This window comes from Slackia equolifaciens (genome assembly GCF_003725995.1).
Taxonomy (GTDB): Bacteria; Actinomycetota; Coriobacteriia; order Coriobacteriales; family Eggerthellaceae; genus Slackia; species Slackia equolifaciens.
In genome coordinates this window covers 1-17,704 of sequence record NZ_QIBX01000018.1, presented here as the reverse complement: position 1 = coordinate 17,704, position 17,704 = coordinate 1, and the positions used below count along the sequence as shown (strand labels likewise).

General features: G+C 62.0%; 17 protein-coding genes. 11 read left to right on the top strand and 6 right to left on the bottom strand.

All coding sequences use genetic code 11. The annotated features are described in order from the left end of the window. Positions 1–7 precede the first annotated feature (7 nt). The 4 genes from DMP06_RS09030 to sufC are packed head-to-tail and all read right to left on the bottom strand — an operon-like array spanning position 8 to position 5,007. Positions 8–1,321, bottom strand: coding sequence for a SufS family cysteine desulfurase (locus DMP06_RS09030; RefSeq protein ID WP_245962458.1), 1,314 nt, complete (start codon positions 1,319–1,321; stop codon positions 8–10). After that, positions 1,318–2,637: a SufB/SufD family protein gene (locus tag DMP06_RS09025; protein WP_245962457.1), complete on the bottom strand. Its 1,320-nt coding sequence runs from the start codon at positions 2,635–2,637 to the stop codon at positions 1,318–1,320. Before DMP06_RS09025 ends, DMP06_RS09030 begins: the two co-directional genes overlap by 4 nt. Next, positions 2,637–4,049: a Fe-S cluster assembly protein SufB gene (gene sufB, locus DMP06_RS09020; protein ID WP_123209418.1), complete on the bottom strand. Its 1,413-nt coding sequence runs from the start codon at positions 4,047–4,049 to the stop codon at positions 2,637–2,639. The genes DMP06_RS09025 and sufB overlap by 1 nt, the downstream gene beginning before the upstream one ends. A gap of 10 nt (positions 4,050–4,059) precedes the next feature. Continuing rightward, positions 4,060–5,007, bottom strand: coding sequence for a Fe-S cluster assembly ATPase SufC (gene sufC / locus DMP06_RS09015; RefSeq protein WP_123209417.1), 948 nt, complete (start codon positions 5,005–5,007; stop codon positions 4,060–4,062). 220 nt (positions 5,008–5,227) lie between these two features. Here sufC and DMP06_RS09010 point away from each other — a divergent pair, with 220 nt between their 5' ends. Then, on the top strand, positions 5,228–5,683 hold the full coding sequence (locus tag DMP06_RS09010) for an RrF2 family transcriptional regulator (RefSeq protein WP_123209416.1): 456 nt from the start codon (positions 5,228–5,230) through the stop codon (positions 5,681–5,683). A 47-nt stretch (positions 5,684–5,730) separates the two neighbouring features. Here DMP06_RS09010 and DMP06_RS09005 read toward each other — a convergent pair whose 3' ends face one another. Further along, a complete protein-coding gene (locus DMP06_RS09005) occupies positions 5,731–6,582 on the bottom strand; it encodes a LysR family transcriptional regulator (protein ID WP_123209415.1) in 852 nt (283 codons plus the stop codon). Positions 6,583–6,712: 130 nt separating this feature from the next. Between DMP06_RS09005 and DMP06_RS09000 the strand changes: the two genes are divergently transcribed. The 10 genes from DMP06_RS09000 to DMP06_RS08955 all read left to right on the top strand — a co-directional run bounded on the left by DMP06_RS09000 (position 6,713) and on the right by DMP06_RS08955 (position 16,245). Next, positions 6,713–7,561 carry an aldo/keto reductase gene (locus tag DMP06_RS09000; protein ID WP_123209414.1) on the top strand — a complete coding sequence of 283 codons (849 nt, stop codon included), beginning with the start codon at positions 6,713–6,715 and terminating at the stop codon, positions 7,559–7,561. A gap of 21 nt (positions 7,562–7,582) precedes the next feature. Next, positions 7,583–8,461: an aldo/keto reductase gene (locus DMP06_RS08995; protein WP_123209413.1), complete on the top strand. Its 879-nt coding sequence runs from the start codon at positions 7,583–7,585 to the stop codon at positions 8,459–8,461. A 127-nt stretch (positions 8,462–8,588) separates the two neighbouring features. Further along, complete coding sequence (locus DMP06_RS08990) at positions 8,589–9,278, top strand: hypothetical protein (protein ID WP_123209412.1); 690 nt, start codon at positions 8,589–8,591, stop codon at positions 9,276–9,278. A gap of 66 nt (positions 9,279–9,344) precedes the next feature. Then, positions 9,345–10,265, top strand: a complete 921-nt coding sequence (locus DMP06_RS08985; protein ID WP_123209411.1) for a ketopantoate reductase family protein — start codon at positions 9,345–9,347, stop codon at positions 10,263–10,265. A gap of 255 nt (positions 10,266–10,520) precedes the next feature. Next, positions 10,521–11,351 (top strand): class II fructose-bisphosphate aldolase, encoded by an 831-nt coding sequence (locus tag DMP06_RS08980; protein WP_123209410.1) that lies wholly within the window; start codon positions 10,521–10,523, stop codon positions 11,349–11,351. 197 nt (positions 11,352–11,548) lie between these two features. Further along, on the top strand, positions 11,549–12,157 hold the full coding sequence (locus DMP06_RS08975) for a DAK2 domain-containing protein (RefSeq protein ID WP_123209409.1): 609 nt from the start codon (positions 11,549–11,551) through the stop codon (positions 12,155–12,157). Positions 12,158–12,289: 132 nt separating this feature from the next. Beyond that, positions 12,290–13,285, top strand: a complete 996-nt coding sequence (locus DMP06_RS08970) for a dihydroxyacetone kinase subunit DhaK (RefSeq protein ID WP_245962456.1) — start codon at positions 12,290–12,292, stop codon at positions 13,283–13,285. A 137-nt stretch (positions 13,286–13,422) separates the two neighbouring features. Beyond that, a complete protein-coding gene (locus DMP06_RS08965; protein ID WP_123209408.1) occupies positions 13,423–13,752 on the top strand; it encodes a hypothetical protein in 330 nt (109 codons plus the stop codon). Positions 13,753–14,063: 311 nt separating this feature from the next. Beyond that, positions 14,064–14,741 (top strand): TetR/AcrR family transcriptional regulator, encoded by a 678-nt coding sequence (locus tag DMP06_RS08960; protein WP_123209407.1) that lies wholly within the window; start codon positions 14,064–14,066, stop codon positions 14,739–14,741. Between the two features lie 178 nt (positions 14,742–14,919). Then, positions 14,920–16,245 carry an MFS transporter gene (locus DMP06_RS08955; RefSeq protein ID WP_245962455.1) on the top strand — a complete coding sequence of 442 codons (1,326 nt, stop codon included), beginning with the start codon at positions 14,920–14,922 and terminating at the stop codon, positions 16,243–16,245. 116 nt (positions 16,246–16,361) lie between these two features. On the opposite strand, the gene DMP06_RS08950 is transcribed toward DMP06_RS08955, so the two are convergent. Next, entirely contained in the window at positions 16,362–17,114 is a 753-nt protein-coding gene (locus tag DMP06_RS08950) for a nucleotidyltransferase domain-containing protein (protein ID WP_161957877.1), read from the bottom strand. Positions 17,115–17,704 lie beyond the last annotated feature (590 nt).

Genomic DNA, 17,704 nt, shown 5'->3' with positions numbered 1-17,704 from the left:
CTCCTTGTCACTCGCCGCGGCCGAACAGCTGTTTGACGTATTCCAGCCCGTCTATCAGGGCATCTATGTCGGCCTTATCGTTGTAGAAAGCAATGCTCGCCCGGCAGCAGGCAAGGTTCTCGGCGCCCATCCAGGCGAGCAGCGGCTGCGCGCAGTGGTGGCCGGCGCGGATGCATACGTCGCGCGCATCGAGGATGCTGGCGACGTCGTGCGGGTGCACGCCGCGCACGTTGAAGGCGATGGCTCCGTGGCGAGCGCGGTGGTCGTGCGGCCCTAGAATATCTATCCCGGGCAGGGCGAGCAGCCGCTCCATTGCATAGGCCATGAGAGCCGCCTCGCGAGCGGCGGCCGTCTGTATCCCTACGGTTTCGTTCAGATACTCAAGCGCTGCTCCTGTGGCAAAAATCCCCGCCGCATCCTGCGTGCCTGCCTCGAATTTCTCGGGCGCCGGAGCCCATACGGCGTCCTGTTGGGTCACCGAATCTATCATCTCGCCGCCGGTGAGCAGGGGAGGCATGCGTTCAAGCAACTCGCCGCGGCCCCACAACACCCCTATTCCCAAGGGCCCGAATGCCTTATGCGCCGAAAAGACGAAAAAGTCGGCGCCTAACTCGCGCACGTCCACCGCCATGTGGGGCACTGACTGGGCACCGTCCACAACCAGGTACCCGCCGTTTGCGTGCACGGCGCGCGCTAGCTTACGCACGGGGTTTTCAACGCCCAGCACGTTGGACACATGACCCACGGCGACGATTCTGGTGCGCGGGCCCACCTTGGCCCGAATCTCATCATCTGAGATTCTCCATGCCCCGTCGGTATGGTCGGGGTGCAGATACACCAGCTTGGCGCCCGCCTGGGCGCATGCTTGCTGCCAAGGGATGAGGTTTGAATGGTGCTCCATGATGGTTATGGCAACCTCGTCGCCGGGCTTGAGCGCGCAGGGGGCGAAGCATTTGGCGACAAGGTTGAGCGATTCGCTGGCGTTGCGCGTGAACACCACTTCGTCGGCGTGCGGCGCCCCGGCTTCGTCCACCGCGCCAATGCGGCGGGCGATGCTTGTGCGCACGTCGGCTATGGCCTTAGTAGCTTCCACCGAGAGGGAATACAGGCCACGAAGGGGATTGGCGTTCATCGTCTCGTAGAATCGGCGTTGCGCATCGAGCACGCTTTTCGGGCGCTGCGCGGTGGCGGCGCTGTCCAAAAAGGCGAGATTGGGATTTGCGGCCAACAGGGGGAAGTCTTTTTTGAAGGGGCTTGCTGCAATGTCAAGCGCATCGGCTGCCATGCGCTCAATGGTTGCCTCGGACATCGGGCGGGTCATGCTATCTCCTCTCCGAGCGATTCTTCGAAGTCGTCGAACATGCGCTTTCCCAGGCGCACTATGCCGGCGCGCGCGGCGCGGCTGGGCGCCGCGATGGCTGCGTCTTCCAGCTTGGCGCGAATGAACAGCTCCTCGGCCGCATCTTCGGAAATGCCGCGGCAGGTAAGGTAGAGCAGCTGGTCGGCGCGTATGTGGCCAATGGTGGCCCCGTGGTTGCCGGCCACTTCGTCCTCGTCGCAGAGGATCACCGGAACCGATTTGTTGCGCACGCGCTCGTCGGCCAGAAGCACCGTTTCGTGCTCGGTTCCCTGGCTGCCTTTGCACCCGTGCGTCAGGTCGATGGTGCCGCGGAGGCACTTCTTGCTTTCGCCCGCGAGCACGCCGTTGGCGGAGATGTTGCTTTCGGTGTTGCGGCCTCGGTGCGTGATTTCGTAGTTGAAGTCGCGCGTTTGGCTGCGTGCTCCCAGGTAGTTTACGTTCACGGTTGCGCGCGACTCGTCTCCGCGCAGGTCGGCGGAAAGTCCCGTGAAGGACGCGCCTGCCCCAAGGACGTCGTGGCGTACGCTTGCCTGGGCGCCTTCGGCCAAAAACATCCCTGTGTCGTCGAGCGCCGTATAGCCGTCTGCAAGCGTCTGAATGCAGGCGATACTCACGCGTGCGCCCTTTCCTGCGAGCACCCTTACCGCAGATCCCACGATGCCTTCGCCCTCGTCTGGCGAATCGAGAGCGATCGTGATGCTCACGTTGGACCCCTCGGAGGCCACCACGTCAACGGCGCCGACCGCCGCAGCGCCGGGCGCGCCGCATACGTGCAGCGTGGCGCAGACGGAGGCGTGCGCGGGCGCGGCTATCAGATGCGGGCCGCGGGATACTTCGCTTAAGTAGCCAAAACCCTCATGCCCCATGCCGGTTTTGAAGGCGCGGGCGGGTGTATACGTGCGCTCCAGGTCAAGCGCCCCGCTCTGGTAGGACGAAAGCGCCGTTGCGTCCAGCTCCTTTTCGGGGGTCGCGCTTTGCCGCGAGGGCTGCTGCGCCGCATCGCCGGCGCCCAGCCTTTGCGCAAGGGCATAACGTCCGGCAGCTGAATCCAGGGCGCGCTCGAACGCGTCAGCGTCGCGTGTGGGGTTGACGGTCTTCCCGTTTACCTCAACCTCCAGGCGTGCGGCGTTGGGGGCGGAGGCGAGATGCGCGGGCACGGCGGCCTCCGCATCGTTCATCTTGAGCCATCCCCAGGTGGCTGCGGGCATGGCGTTCACCGTAATCGCTTTCGGGGCCTCCTGCGCGGTGGCGCCGGCTGCAAAGCTGTTCTGCATCATTATCCGATCGCCCCTTCCATCTCGAGCTTGATCAGGTTGTTCATTTCCACGGCGTATTCCAACGGAAGCTCTTTGGATACCGGCTCCGCAAACCCGTTCACGATCATAGTGCGCGCCTCTTCCTCCGAGACCCCCCGGCTCATCAGATAGAACACCTTGTCATCTCCGATGCGTCCAATGGTGGCCTCGTGGCCTATGTCAACGTTTTTGGCGCGTATGTCCATGGCGGGGATGGTGTCCGAACGGCTGATGTCGTCAAGCATGAGCGACTGACAGCTCACGCTCACCGTCGAATCCCGTGCCGCGGGCGTGGCCACCACCGAGCTGCGGAAGGTTTGCACGCCGCCGCCCTTGGATATGCCTTTGGTCTCCACGGTTGCGCTCGTTTCGGGCGCCGCAAGCACCACCTTGCATCCCGTGTCAAGGTTCTGCCCTGCGCCGGCGAACGTGATGCCTGTGAAGCTCGAACGGCTGCGGCGCCCGGCGAGTACGCTCATGGGGTAGAGGTAGCCCACATGGCTTCCAAACGAGCCACTGATCCATTCGATCTCGCCTTCGGCGTCCACGCGGGCGCGCTTGGTGTTGAGGTTGTACATGTTCTTCGACCAGTTCTCTATGGTCGAGTAGCGCAGGTGCGCGCGCTTGCCCACAAAGAGCTCCACGGCGCCCGCGTGCAGGTTGGCGACGTTGTACTTGGGCGCGGAGCAGCCCTCGATGAAGTGCAGGTCGGCGTCGTCCTCTACGATGATCAGCGTGTGCTCGAACTGCCCGGCGCCGCGCGCGTTCAGGCGAAAGTAGCTCTGAAGCGGGAAGTCTAGTTTCACGCCGGCGGGCACGTAGACAAACGAGCCTCCGCTCCACACCGCGCCGTGGAGCGCGGCGAACTTGTGGTCGGCGGGCGGGATGAGCGTCATGAACTTGCTCCGGATGAGCTCCTCCCATCGGGGTTCGCGCAGAGCCTCCTCTATGCCCGAATAGACGATGCCCATCTTGGCGGCGGTGTCCTGCATGTTGTGGTAGACGAGCTCGGAGTCGTATTGGGCGCCCACGCCTGCCAGATAGCTGCGTTCGGCCTCAGGGATGCCCAGACGCTCGAATGTGCTCTTGATGTCGTCGGGCACCGATTCCCAGTCCGATTGCTGGCTGGTGTTGGGCTTGACGTAGGTGACGATGTTGTCCATATCAAGCCCGTCAAGCGCGGGCCCCCAGGAGGGGGTGGGCATACTCTGGTATATTTCGAGCGATTTCAGGCGAAAATCGAGCATCCACTGCGGTTCGTCCTTGCGCTTTGATATCTCGCGCACGATCTGGGGCGTTAGGCCGGCGCTGAGCCGCTCCGCTTCTTGCTCGCTGTTGCGGATGTCGTAGAGGCTGCGATCGATGTCGTTTACCTGAGAGCGTTTCTTTGGCATGGCGCACCTCCTAGCGCGTTTCGGCGGGGAGGGAGCTGGCGGAAGCCGAGGGAGTTCGTGCGGGGCACGCGTTGATGTCGTCACCCGCTTGACAGCAGGGGTCGCTTAAGGAGGCGTTCTCAAAGCTTTCGAAGCCGTTGCGATCAATCCAAGGTATGAGCGATGCATCGCCCTCGGCGGCGATGCGGCCGTCCACCATCACGTGCACGCGATCGACCTTCAGATGCTCAAGGATGCGCGTGTTGTGGGTGATGATGAGAAGCGACCCGTCGCAGGATTCGCGGTAGGCGTCTATACCGCGGCTCACCACGCCCAGCGCATCCACGTCAAGACCCGAGTCGGTCTCGTCGAGGATGGCAAGCTTGGGCGCAAGCAGGAGCAGCTGCAGCATCTCAAGCTTCTTCTTCTCGCCGCCGGAAAAGCCCACGCCCAGCTCGCGGTCGAGATATGCCGGATCCATGTCGAGCTCGTCGCACAGCTCTTCGATTCTCGCTCTCAGCTTCCTGCCGCGCAGCCCCTGGCCAAAACGGCCCGACGCCGCTGCGCGCAAGAAGCTCAAAAGCGGCACGCCGGGAATTTCCACGGGCGCCTGGAAGGAAAGGAACAGTCCGGCTCGCGAGCGCTTGTCGGGGGAGAGCTCCGATATGTCGGAGCCGTCGAAGAGGATGGATCCGGCGGTTTGCTCGTATGAGGGGTCGCCCATGATCAAACGTCCCAGGGTCGACTTGCCTGCGCCGTTGGGTCCCATGAGAACGTGCGTCTCGCCTTTGCCTATAGACAGGCTCACGCCGTGCAGGATTTGCATGTCGTCCGCCGATGCGGCCAGGTTGCGCACGTCGAGCAGCGCGGTATTCTGGGCGCCGGGGCTGGCGAGGGAGGTGTATGCCTGCGCAGCGCCGGGGGTTTCGATGGGCTTTGCGGCGATTGCTGCGGTGCCCGGAGTTTCAATGGAATGCATGGCCCCTGCCTTTCTTGCTGCGGCGCCATCGGCTATCCGCCGCAGCGTTTTTAAATCATAGTAAGAAACTAGGAATAAAATTGCAGAGTTTGATTGAAAGGTCAAGACTAAATCCTAGTAAATCACTATACTTTAGATAATTCGGTAGAATTGTTCTGGATGAAGGCGTCAGCGATGCGCGGCGTGGCGGGACGGAAGACGATGAAGGGCCAGGTGGAACATGCTGGTTTCGACGAAGGGGCGATATGCGCTGCGCCTTGTGACGCGCATCGCGGGCAGCGGGGGACAGGGACCCGTGTCATTGCGCACGGTGGCGACTGATGAGGAGATTTCGCTCAAATATCTCGAGCAGCTGGCGCGGCCCCTTGCGCGGGCCGGAATTCTGAAAAGCCTGCGCGGGAAGGGCGGCGGCTACGAGCTGGCGGTTCCTGCAGAAAGAATCAGCGCGGGCGATGTGCTGCGTGCCGTCGAGGGGTCGACTTCGGCCGTGAGCTGCATGGCTCTTGAGGAAGGCGGATTCTGCCCGCGCGAGGGGCACTGCACTACGGTGGGCTTCTGGGCGGGTCTCAATCGCGCCGTGGAGCGCTACGTCGACGGGGTGACCGTGGCCGATCTGGCCAAAGAGTTCAACGCGGAACAACCCGCCGATCGCCCTCTTTCGCGCGAATTGCCGTAGCGCGCTGCGGTTTGCGGCGACCGTCGCATCGATGCCCGATGCTTGCGTCATTGCCTCGTTTGGGCTTGGACCCAATCGAATATTTCGGCGGCCTGCCGGGATCCAGATGCGCTGGCAAGCAGGTAGAAGTGTGCGCAGGCGTCCGGCTCGTCGAGCGGCACCGTCACGCGGTTGGGCATGTCGGCGGCAAGGTAGGCGGCGTCGGTTATGAAGGTGAGCGCAGGGGAGGTGTGGACGAGCTGCTGGAACACCGCGTAATCCTCCTGCACGATGAAAGTGGCGTGCGGCAGGTGCTCGTCTGTCAGGCCGCGCCAGAATCCTATGTTGTTGTACAGCAGGAACGTCTCGTTCTGAAGGTCGGCGAAGGTGAGCTTCGCGCGTTCGGCGAGGGGGTGGCCGCAGGGCAGCGAAACTGAGAGGCGCTCATCCATGAGGTGGCAGCATCGCACGGCGGGATAGGTGAGCGGCTTGAACGATATTCCCAGGTCGATTTCATGATCCATAACTTCGCGCTCCACGTCCTGCTGCGCCATGGTGCGCGAGGAGAGCAGCCTGTCGGGGAATCGCTCCGCGATGAGCGCAGTCAACCGCCACAGCGGAGCGGGCGCCACCGTGCCCACCACGAGCGTGCTCGCGCGGTGCACCGCCTCGTCGACGGCCATGCGCATCAGCCGCTCCTCGTGCAGTATGGCACGCGCATATTCGAGCGCCGCCTCGCCCGCCGCGCTCATGGCCACGCTCTTGCCCCTGCGGTCGAGCAGCTGCGCCCCAAGCTCCGACTCGAGGCGTGCGAGGGAACGGCTGAGCGCGGGCTGGGATATGCGCAGCCTGGTGGCCGCCGCGCTTATGGTGCCAAGGCGCGCCACGGCGTCAAGCTGGCGAAGCTGCTCGAAATTCATACGCGTCCTTCCGTGAGTGTGTGAATCTCTTATGCACGATACGCATAAGCAAAATACCAAAGAGCATTGTACTTCTTTCTCTTGAAATGCAACAATCGTCTTGTAAGAAAGCAAAGAGAAAGAAGGAGTTATGCAAAACTTTACAATGAACAACGGCCTTGAGATTCCCTCGGTGGGCTACGGCGTGTTCATGATGACCTCCAAGGAGGTTCGCGAGCATCTGCCGCAGGCGTTTGAGGCGGGGTATCGTCACATCGATACGGCAAACGCCTATTTCAACGAGGTAGCCGTGGGCGAAGCCGTGCGCGAGAGCGGCATCCCGCGCGAGGAGCTGTTCATCACCAGCAAGCTGTTCCCGCAGAGCTACCCCTATGAGCAGTGCGGGCCCGACATCGACGCCACGCTCGAGCGCCTTGGCCTTGACTACCTTGACCTTCTGCTGTTCCACCAGCCCTACGGCGACTACGTGAGCGGCTGGAAGGCCATGGAGGAGGCGGTGGCCGCCGGCAAGGTGAAGTCGATCGGCCTGTCCAACTTCCCCATGCACAAAATTCAGCAGATTCTTGATGTCGCCACCATCAAGCCTGCCGTGCTGCAGGTTGAAATCAACCCCTACTGGAACCAGCATGAGCTGAAGAGGCAGCTCGCTGACCAGGACATCGTGTTTGAGGGCTGGTACCCGCTGGGGCATGGCGACAAAGCGCTGCTCTCCGAGCCGGTGTTTGCCAAGTTGGCCGAGAAGTACGGCAAAACCGCCGCACAGATCATTTTACGTTGGCACTTGCAGGAGCAAAACGTGGTGTTCCCCAAGACGCTCAACCCCGCTCATATGGCCGACAACCTGGACGTCTTCGACTTTGAGCTGACCGACGACGAAATGGCTCAGATCAACCGCCTGCCGCAAAAGGCCTATTACACCGTGTCCGAGGAGCCGCCCGCGTTCGTGCTTGCGCACAACGATTACTCCAAGCAGGCGTAAGGACTATCGAAAGGAACCATCATGGAATACATCACTTTGAACAACGGCGTGGAAATGCCCATGCTCGGGTACGGCGTGTTCCAAACGCCGCCCGACGAAACCGAGCGTTGCGTGAGCGAGGCGCTTGAGGTCGGGTACCGCCTGATCGACACAGCGCAGGCGTACGGAAACGAAGAGGGCGTGGGCGCGGCCGTGGCGAAAAGCGGCATCCCGCGCGACGAGATTTTCATCACCAGCAAGATCTGGGTTTCGAATATGAACTACGAGCGCGCGGCGGCGTCGATCGACGAGAGCCTGGAGAAACTGGGCACCGACCACATCGACCTCATGCTGCTCCACCAAGCCATGGGCGACTACCCTGGCGCATACCGCGCGATGGAGGATGCGTACAAGGCGGGCAAGCTGCGCGCGATCGGTCTGTCCAACTTCTACCCGGAGCGCCTCGTGGACGTGTGCAACCTGGCAGAAGTGGTACCCGCGGTGAACCAGATTGAGACGCATCCGTTCCGTCAGCAGGACGAGGCGCATGCCGTGATGCAGCAGTTCGGCGTGGCGCATGAGGCGTGGGGGCCGTTCGCCGAGGGGCAAAACGGCATCTTCACCAACGAGGTGCTTGCCGGCATCGGGCAGAAGTACGGCAAGACGCCCGCGCAGGTGGCGCTGCGTGCGCTCATGCAGAAGGGCGTGGTGGTCATTCCCAAATCCACGCATCGCGACCGCATGGGGCAGAACTTCGATGTGTTCGACTTCGCTCTCGCCGATGAGGACATGGAGCAGTTCGCCACGCTGGAAGATCCGGCGTTCCCGCGCATCTTCGACCACTTCGATTCCAACGTGGTGGGATGGATGCTGGGCGAGTTGGTGAAAAAGCAGCAGCTCGGCGGCGGCACGCTGTACTAGGCGTCGCGATGCGCCTTTGCGGGGTGCTACGGCGACGCTTGCGCCACAAGTCCGTCGAATATATGGTGGGCAGCCGGCGGTTTTGGTACGGTGGAATGCATCGGTACTGATGAAGCGGGAGGCCACCATGAGCGATACGCTGCAGCACCCCAATCCAATTGCTCAAGAAAATGCGGGCGCATCCGGTCGAGCCGTCCGGGCGACCTCCGCCGTTCAGGATGAGGCCCCTATCGCGCAAAACGATAATCCTGCCGCGCGGGAAAGCGCGGTGACTGGCCGGGTGTCGATGTCGGCGGATCCGTCGTTGGCGCAGCGCGATGATCCCGTGGCGAACGCGACGGGTGAGAAGGACCAGGAACGCGGCGGGGTTTCGGCTTCCGACCGCGCTAAAGGAGCCGCTCAGATGGCGGGCGGCGCGGCACTTGCCGCGGCGGGTGTTCCCATGCTGGTGTTGCCGGGGCCGGGCGCCGTCGCCATCGTGGGAGGGGTCGCCATGGCGAGCAAAGGCCATCGCACGATGACCGGACGCGAGGCAACCGCCGCCGAAGCAAAGCTGGATGCCGCCGCCGATAAGATGGCGGAAGTGACCAAGGAGCAGGCCGCGAAGGCCGTGGACAAGGCGATTATGGAGGGGCCCGACCTCGCAGAGCGCGCAGCGCAGGCTGCTCCCATGGTAGCGGGCAAAGCGGCGGTTGTCGCCACGAAGGGCGTCGGCATCGCCGCAAAGGGCATCGCCGCCGCAGCGCGGGGCGCTTCCGCGGCGGGAAAGGTGGGCGCGAAGTTCGCCGCAAAGCGCCGCGGTGCGAAAAGGCGGTAGGGAGGCATCCTGCAGGTGCGCTGCGGCGCATCGCTTTGAGGTCTGTTCGTTGCGAGGAGTGTTTCGATGTCCATCAAGAAGGTGGCGATTATCGGCAAGGGTGCCGTGGGGCTTTTATATGGCAGCATCATCGAGCGCAGCATGGGGCCGGATGCGGTGGAATTCGTCATGGACGATGCGCGGTACGAGCGCCGTAAGGGCGATGCGGTGACGGTCAACGGTAGCCCCTGCGGCATCGCGACGTTGCCTGCGAGCAAAGCGGAGCCCGTTGACCTGGTGATTCTTGCGGTGAAGGCAACAGGTCTCGACGGGGCCATTGCGACTATGGAGCGCCTGGCGGGGCCTAAGACCCGTATCATATCGCTGCTCAACGGAGTGACCAGCGAAGAGCGGATCGCCGCACGATTCGGCTGGGAGAACACCGTGCTTTCCGTTGCTCAGGGTATGGATGCCGTGTTCATAGGCGGGGCGCTCACGTTCACGCACGCCGGGGAGATTCGTTTTGGCGCGGCGCAAGGCACAACGCCGGGGGTCGTGGAAGACATAGAGGCCTTCCTTTCGCGGGCGGGCATCGCACATACGGTTGAGCAGGACATTCGCCATCGCATGTGGACCAAGCTCATGCTCAACGTGGGCATCAACCAGACGTGCATGGCCTACGGCGGAACCTACGGAACGGCGAGCGAGCAGGGGAGCGAGCAGAATCGCTGCTTCGTGGCGGCGATGCGCGAGGCGCTTGCCGTGGCGCACGCCGAGGGCGTGAATGTGACCGAAGCCGACCTTGCGCAAATGGCGGCGCTTATTGCCTCGCTCGATCCGCAAGGCATGCCTTCCATGGCTCAGGATCGCATCAATCGTAAACCCACCGAGGTTGAGGAGTTCTCGGGCACCATCATCCGCCTGGCCGATGCGCACGGGATCCTTGTGCCGCAGAACCGCTGGCTTTACAAGCGCATCCGTGAAATCGAAGCAGGCTACGCCGGGTAGACCGAACGTCACGAGTGCTGAGCGGTGCCGCGGCTCTCGATGGCGATCGGCGTTTCGCCTTAAAGCTCGTCCCGACCCGCCCTCATCTCGCCGCCCGCCTACGCGTACCGTTTTTCGCCCGATGCGGCCCGCGGGCATTGGACTGCCGTCTTGAGCGGACTATAATGCTGCACATCGAAGTATTCCGAGCGCCGCAAGGCGCATGCGACGAAGGGCGCGCATGCCCGACGCCGCTCGAAGGGACGGGGGCTGCTCATGCTCGTGACTACGAAGGATATGCTCGATAGGGCGTTCGCTGAGGGATACGCCATCCCCTCGCCCGACTACGTGGACTCGAATTCAGTGCGCGCATACGCCCAGGTGGCCGGTGAGTTCCATGCCCCGCTTATCCTGAGCTTCGCCGAGGTGCACCTCGAGCAGCTGAGCATCGAAGAAGCTGCGCTTTTGGGCACGTTCTATGCCGAGCGTACCGATGCGCCTATCGCGCTTCATCTTGACCACGGCGTGCATATGGAAGTCATCGAGGAGGCGATCGCGCGCGGGTTCACCTCCGTCATGATTGACGCCTCCAGCGAAGACCTCTCCGAGAACATTCGTCTCACGAAGGCCGTGGTTGATTTGGCGCATGCGCATGGCGTGACGGTAGAGGCCGAGATAGGCCATGTGGGTACCGAGGAAGAGGGCAACCCGCACGCGCTTTCCGAAAATGTATACACCGAGGTGGCTGCGGCAAAAGAGCTGGTTGACGCCACGGGCGTGGACAGCCTTGCCGTATCCATCGGCACCAAGCACGGTGCGTACAAGGGCGAGCCGCACATCAACTCCGAGCGTCTGGCAGAGCTCAAGGCGGCGCTCGACATCCCCCTGGTGCTGCACGGCGGCTCCGGTTCGGGCGACGATAATCTGGCACGCTGCGCACAAGGCGGCGTGGCCAAAGTCAATCTCTACACCGATTTCATCGTGGCGGCACGTGATGCAGTGTACGAGCAGCATCCGGATAACTGGGTCAAACTGCTTAATGTGGGCGATGAGGCCATGAAGCGCGTGCTGCGCCACTACTATCGCGTGCTGCGTTGCGTGGGCTGATTTTTCGCGTCGAACGAGGGGCGCGGATTGCCCGGACGCTCGTTGCTCGGGCGCGATTCCCGTCGTTTCGGTACGCACTTGCTCAAATAAGGGGGCTTCGATGCTGAAGTGACAGGACGTCCCAGACGGCATTCATTGCACACCCGCCTTGCACGCCTTCCGCGAGGGCGGGCTTCCTACCCGAAAGGAGAGCCAACGTGATTACAAAGGACGAATTGGCCGTACGCCTGAAGAACGCGTGTGCGGAGGTGCGCGCGGCGGAGGACGAGCTGACTGAAATCGACTCGCATTTTGGCGATGCCGACCATGGGCTCACTATGTGCAAAATAGCCAATGCCATCGAAGGCGCGGTTGATGCGTCTGAGGGCGGCATTCAAGAGATGCTCGACGATGTTGCCATGGAGGTCATGGTTCTCAACGGCGGAAGCGCGGTACCCCTGTGGAACACCTGGCTCGACGGCCTGCAGGAGGAGGCACCCGAGGGCGATTCTGTGGATGCTGCCCAGATCAAGGCCATGTTCGCCAATGCGCTCGAGGAGCTTTCCGATATGAGCGGCGCTGTCGTGGGCGACAAAACGATGATGGACGCCTTCATTCCCGCATGCGAGGCCATCGCCGCATGCGAGGGCGATGAAGCGGCGTTGTTCGATTCCGCCGCCGCTGCTGCCGAAGAGGGCGCCGAGAACTCCAAGAATTTCCCCTCCAAGTTCGGCCGCGCGAAAAGCTACGGCGACAAGACCATAGGCACGCCCGATGCGGGTGCGGTGTCGATGGCGCGGTTCTTCCGGGGGCTTGCAAAGGCGTAGCGGGCGACGCTTCGTGCTGCCGCAGCATATTCGAGGCGCCGGTTGGCACGGGGCGCCCATTTGCATTGGTACGGTCGGGCCTTTGCGTCGAGGCGTGGAGGCCTGTGGGACAACGGCGAGAAGGAGCCAAGCATGATGAAGAAGTTCATCAACAGCCAGGAGACCATCACCGACGAGGAACTCGAGGGCTTCGGCCTGGCGTATGGCGACATCCTAGACGTGGATGGCCATACCGTGGTGAGCAAAGCGCTTGCCGGAGCCGATCGCGTGGGTATCGTTACCTACGGCGGCAGCGGCCATGAGCCTGCGCAAAAGGGATTCGTAGGTGCGGGCATGCTCGATATCCAGGTGGACGGTGACATCTTCGCTGCGCCTAACGGCGCCGCTGTGTTCGAGGCGATGAAGCTGGCCGACAAGGGGCACGGCGTGCTGCTGCTCACGCTCAACTATGCGGGCGACCAGCTGGCGGGCAAGCAGGCTATGAAGCTGGCCAAGAAGGCCGGCATGAATGTGCGTCAGGTGGTCACGGGCGAGGAGATCAAGTACGACCCCGAAGGCGAGGACAACCAGCGCGGTCTGGCTGGCTGTGTGCCCCTGTATCATATCGCAGCCGCAGCGGCAGCCGAGGGCAAGTCCCTCGACGAGGTGGCCGACATCGCACAGCGCTACGCCGATAGCATGGCTTCTATCACGGTGAAATCCACCGACGCCACCCATCCGCAGAACGGCATGAGCTTCGGCGATTTGGGCGAAACCGATCAGATGGAAATCGGTGCCGGTCAGCACGGCGAGGGCGGCGGCGTGCGCGTGCCCATGGCTTCGTCGAAGGAGACCGTGGAGCTCATTGCGCCTAAGCTGGTCGAAGCTGTGGGCCTGAAGGAGGGCGACAAGGCGTTCGTCATGATCAACGGCTGCGGTGCCACCACCATGATGGAGATGCTCATCCTGTACAAAGACGCCGTGCGCTATCTTGAGAGCCTGGGCGTCAAAGTGGTCGCCAATATGGTGGGGGAGATCCTCACCGTGCAGGAGGCCGGCGGCTTCCAGATGAACATCGCCAAATGGGACGACGAGTTCGAGCGTCTGTGGAACACCCCGGCGCACACGCCCGTATTCTTCAAGGAGTAGCAGCAGGCGCCCGAGTGCGTTCGGGCGATTTTTGAGCGCGACGGCGGGCTGCGACGCGGGACTCATTCCGCACCCCGCCGTCTCGAAACGCTCGCCAGTTCTGATGGTGCGTCATACGCGTGGAAAGAGAGGCAGCCATGTCCGCTGAATACATGCATGTGGGAATTCCCGTACTCAACAAGAAGCCTAATATGGTCTACAACGAGTGGGGCGGCTTCTGGGTGAACGAGAGCGTTGACGAGTACGATTACAAAATCGAGTACCTCAAGTTCGAAGAGGGCACGCGATTCCCCGAGATTTTGTCCAAACAGCCGCATGTGGCCTACAAGGTGGATGATATGGATCCCTATATCGAGGATGCCGACCGCACGATATTCGGGCCCGAGGATTTAGGCGGCGGCGTGCGCATCGCCTTCGTGGTGAAAGACGATGCCATCATCGAGCTTTACGAGGAGAAGGAGGCATAAGCCGCTTCGGTCATGCCCCGCAAGCTTTGTGATTGCGCACGAGAATCTGCTGAAGGACGTCAGCTAGCGCTGGCGTCCTTTTTTGTCTTACGCCTTGGCGGGCGCGCCTATGCTTCGAGTTGTTTTGGGTGGTTCTTTCGCTCGGACGCCTCTGCAACGCTTGAATATGATAACATACCAAACGTATGTAAGTGAACATGATGCAGATTGATCGATGGGGCGGGGCTGCGCTGGGCTTTTCGGCGGGTCCTTGGACCGAAGGCCCCTTTCCGTTTGACGGCGGGCTGCATGCGTGATGGGGGGGCGGTATCGTGTCGCGCAACAAATATCCTGAGGAAACGGTGGCGCGCATCCTGGACGTTTCCATGCACTTATTCATGGAGAAGGGCTACGAGCGCACCACCATACAAGATATCGTCGATGGCCTCGAGGGCCTTACCAAAGGCGCGATTTATCACCACTTCAAATCGAAGGAAGAGATTCTAGACGCAGCTCTTGAGCGGGTGGACGCCGCATCGCTTGCCCGCTATCGCGAGATCAGGGACAACGGGCGTATGAGCGGCCTGGAAAAGCTACAGGCGATGTTCGAAGCTTCGGCGCAAAGCGCGCAGATGGAGTTCACGCCCGCGCTTGGCATCGAGCGCGACCCGGTGAAAAACGGACGTCTGCTCGGCCTTATGTACAGCTCGGTGTTCGAGGAGGTGGTGCCGCGCTACGTTGAGCCCATCATACGGCAGGGCATGGAGGACGGCACCATCAAAACGCGGCATCCGCGCGAGATGGCCGAGGTCATGGTGCTTCTGGCCAACCTGTGGGTTGCTCCGCTGTTCAGCCCCCTATCCGCGGAGCGCATGGCAGCTCGCATGGAGTACTACGTGGATCTCATGCGAAGCATGGGTGCCGACCTTTCGACTAAAGGGGTGGTTCAACGGCTGGAACAATTCCGCGATACCTACGAGCGCAAGGAGGCGGAAGGCGGCAAAGGCTGATCGCGCTGCATGGTCGGCATACGGCGGCGGCCTGGCGGTCCGTTTGTCGGATGGGGTCATTGGACGCGGTCGCGTCGTTTGCGCAGGAAAAGGGCGTGCGTCCTTTTCTTTTTACCTCAGATACATACCAAACGAAGGTATGTAAATAGAAGCGGAATGGAAGAGAAAGGTGAGAAAGGTGAACGATGGGAAGAGACGGGAAAGCAAGGCGAGGCGCGATGCGGGGCATGACGCTTGCGAGAGGATTGGCAGAAGATATCGCCAAGATTCTGGCATGGGTTTGGGCAAGAGGTTTTTTGCGTTGGTGGCGGCCCAGGTGATATCGCTTTTCGGCAACGCGGTGCTGCGATTCGCTTTGCCCTTGTACGTGCTTAACCTCACGGGGTCGTCGGCGGCGATGGGAGCGGTGATGGCGTGCGCCTGGTTTCCATACGTGGTGCTTACGCCCATAGGGGGAGTTGTGGCCGATCGCGTGCGCAAGCAGCGCATCATGGCGGTGTTGGATGGCGTGATGGCGTTGGTGTGTGCGGCGTATCTGGCGATGTATGCCTCGGTGGATGTGGAGGGGCTCTCTATTGCCGCGCTCATGGCGCTTTATGCGGTGCAGAGCGTGTATCAGCCCACTGTGCAGTCGGCGGTGCCGTCGCTGGTGGGGCGCGAGCATGTCCAGCGGGCGACGGCCGTCATCAGCCAGGTGAGCATGCTTTCGGGGCTTGTGGGCCCCGTGCTTGGCGGGCTGGTGTTCGGGGTATTCGGAATCGAGCCGGTGGTGGCGGTTTCGGGCGCTCTGTTCGTTTTGTCCGCGCTGCTCATTGCGTGCGCGGTGCGCATTCCCCACGAGCCGGCTTCGCGAGCGGGCGGCGTTCTGCAAACGGTGAAGAACGATCTGCGCGACGCCGCATCCTTCTTGCGGCAAGGCCAGCCTCTCATTCTTCGGATGATCGCTTTGGCGACCGTATTCAACCTGGTCATGAGCGCGTTCATCGTCATCGCCGCTCCGGTGGTTATCACGCAGGTTTTGGGGCTTTCGAACCAACTCATGGGGGTCGCAGAGGGCGCTCTGGCATTAGGCGGCCTCGTTGGCGGCGTGCTCGCCGGCGCGTTGGCGAACCGGCTCGACTTGCGTCGCGCTCCGGCGGCGCTTGCGTTGGGTGCCGCGGCACTGGCACTGATGGCGGCTGCCGTCGCACTTCCCGTGCCGACCATGGCGGCATATGTGCTGGTTGTTGTCGCTCTGTTTGCCACCATGGCGTGCTGCACTCTGTTCAGCGTGCAGGCGGTATCGTATGTGCAGCAGGCAACGCCGCATACGCTTATCGGCAAGGTGATGGGTCTTACGGTGGGGCTTGCGAACTGCGCCGCGCCTGTGGGGCAGCTTGCCTATGGGTGGCTGCTCGATGCGTTTCGTGCGCAGGTTCCCGCGGTGACGCTTGGCGTGGTTGCCGTGTCGCTTGCGTTATCCCTCGTCATGGCGCGTATGGTGCGCAGGTATTTAGGCGCATAGGGGCGACCGGCGTCATTGCATGGGGCGATGGAGCTGTCGTCTTCCGCAGGGCGACAGCGCCTCGGTTCGGTCTTTCCTCGCAACGTCGTGGGCATGACCGCCGTAGAGCTGCTGTGCTATATGGCGGTCACGATGCCGCCCGCCCATGCGAGCAGCAGGTCGGTGAGCTCTTGGCGCTCAAGGTTGGTTGCGGGTCGGTGCGCCTCCCAATCGCGTCCGATTGCGAGGATGCGTGCGTCGGCCGCGAGTTCTCTTCGTGTGGGGCGTGCTGCAGAATTGGTATCGGGGGCCGTCTCTTCGGAGCGGCCTGTGGCATCGGTCTCAGATTCCTGCTTAAGAATCCGTGCGAGCTCTGCCTTGCTGCGGGGGTATACGCCCGTGCGTGCGAAATGGATCGCTTGCATCGTGAAGAACGCGCCCTTGAAAAGCGAGCGGAGCATTTCATCCGCGTCGTCGTCGAATATTGCTGCATGGCATGCAGCGTGGTAGATGCCCGATGCGCCAATGCGGGCGGCGCGGAGCGCGTCGTCACGCGTAAAGGCCCCCACGATGGGGGCGAGGTCACCCAGAATCGCATGCGTGTCGTATGCAAACTGGAAAAGTTCGTGGCGCGGCCAAGAGGCAAGAACGTCGGTTGCGCCCACGAACCCGCAGGCGAGCTCTGCGTGAGGCATGCTCTGGATGATGGCTCGGTATCGAGCCAGGTCGGAAGCGTCCAGGCGGTCAAAAAGCGCTACGAGGTCGATATCGCTTTCTTCGTTCGCCTCGCCTCGCGCGCGGCTGCCTTGAAGTCCGACGAACACAAGGCGATCGCCGAACTCTTCCTTCAGTTTTGCGGCGGCGTCGTTTGCCCAGGCGAATGCGTCCACGAGCGATGCCCCTTTCTGCGACGTTTGCTGTTTGCGCGATAGAAGACAGTGTACAGCGTCGATGGGGCGGGACCGGCAAAAGTCCAGCGTGGGAGTCGACGGTTGGTCGGACTGGGGGGGGGATTGCGCTGCCGCTGGATAGGTAGGAATGCTGGCGATTGGATTTTCGCCGGTGGATGGTTGGTGTGCGGCTATTGATCTGGTCATTTGGTTCATGTCTCTCAGGTATGCAGCTACCTAGGTTGGGGCATGGCGATTGGTTTGCTCCTTTTTCGCCGGGCTGGAGGATTAGATTTGCCGTTGTCGTTGAGCGGGGTGGGGTGTTGGCTGCCGGAGTGTTGTTGACGATTCGGCCCTCCAGGTCGCGAGTGTGCGTTCGCGACAGTTTTCTCAAGTATGTAACCCAAATGGGCGCGTAAAAAAGCGGATTCTGCCAGTTTTCTTAAGTATGTAATCCGTCGAGTGATCGCGTGCCGAAAGTTGGTGTCACGGGCCGCTTTGAAGGAGAAGCGGCCATTGCCTAGAATCGATCGTTGCGAAGGTAACCGATTCGAGAGAAAGGCAACGGCCACCATGGACACTCTACAGGA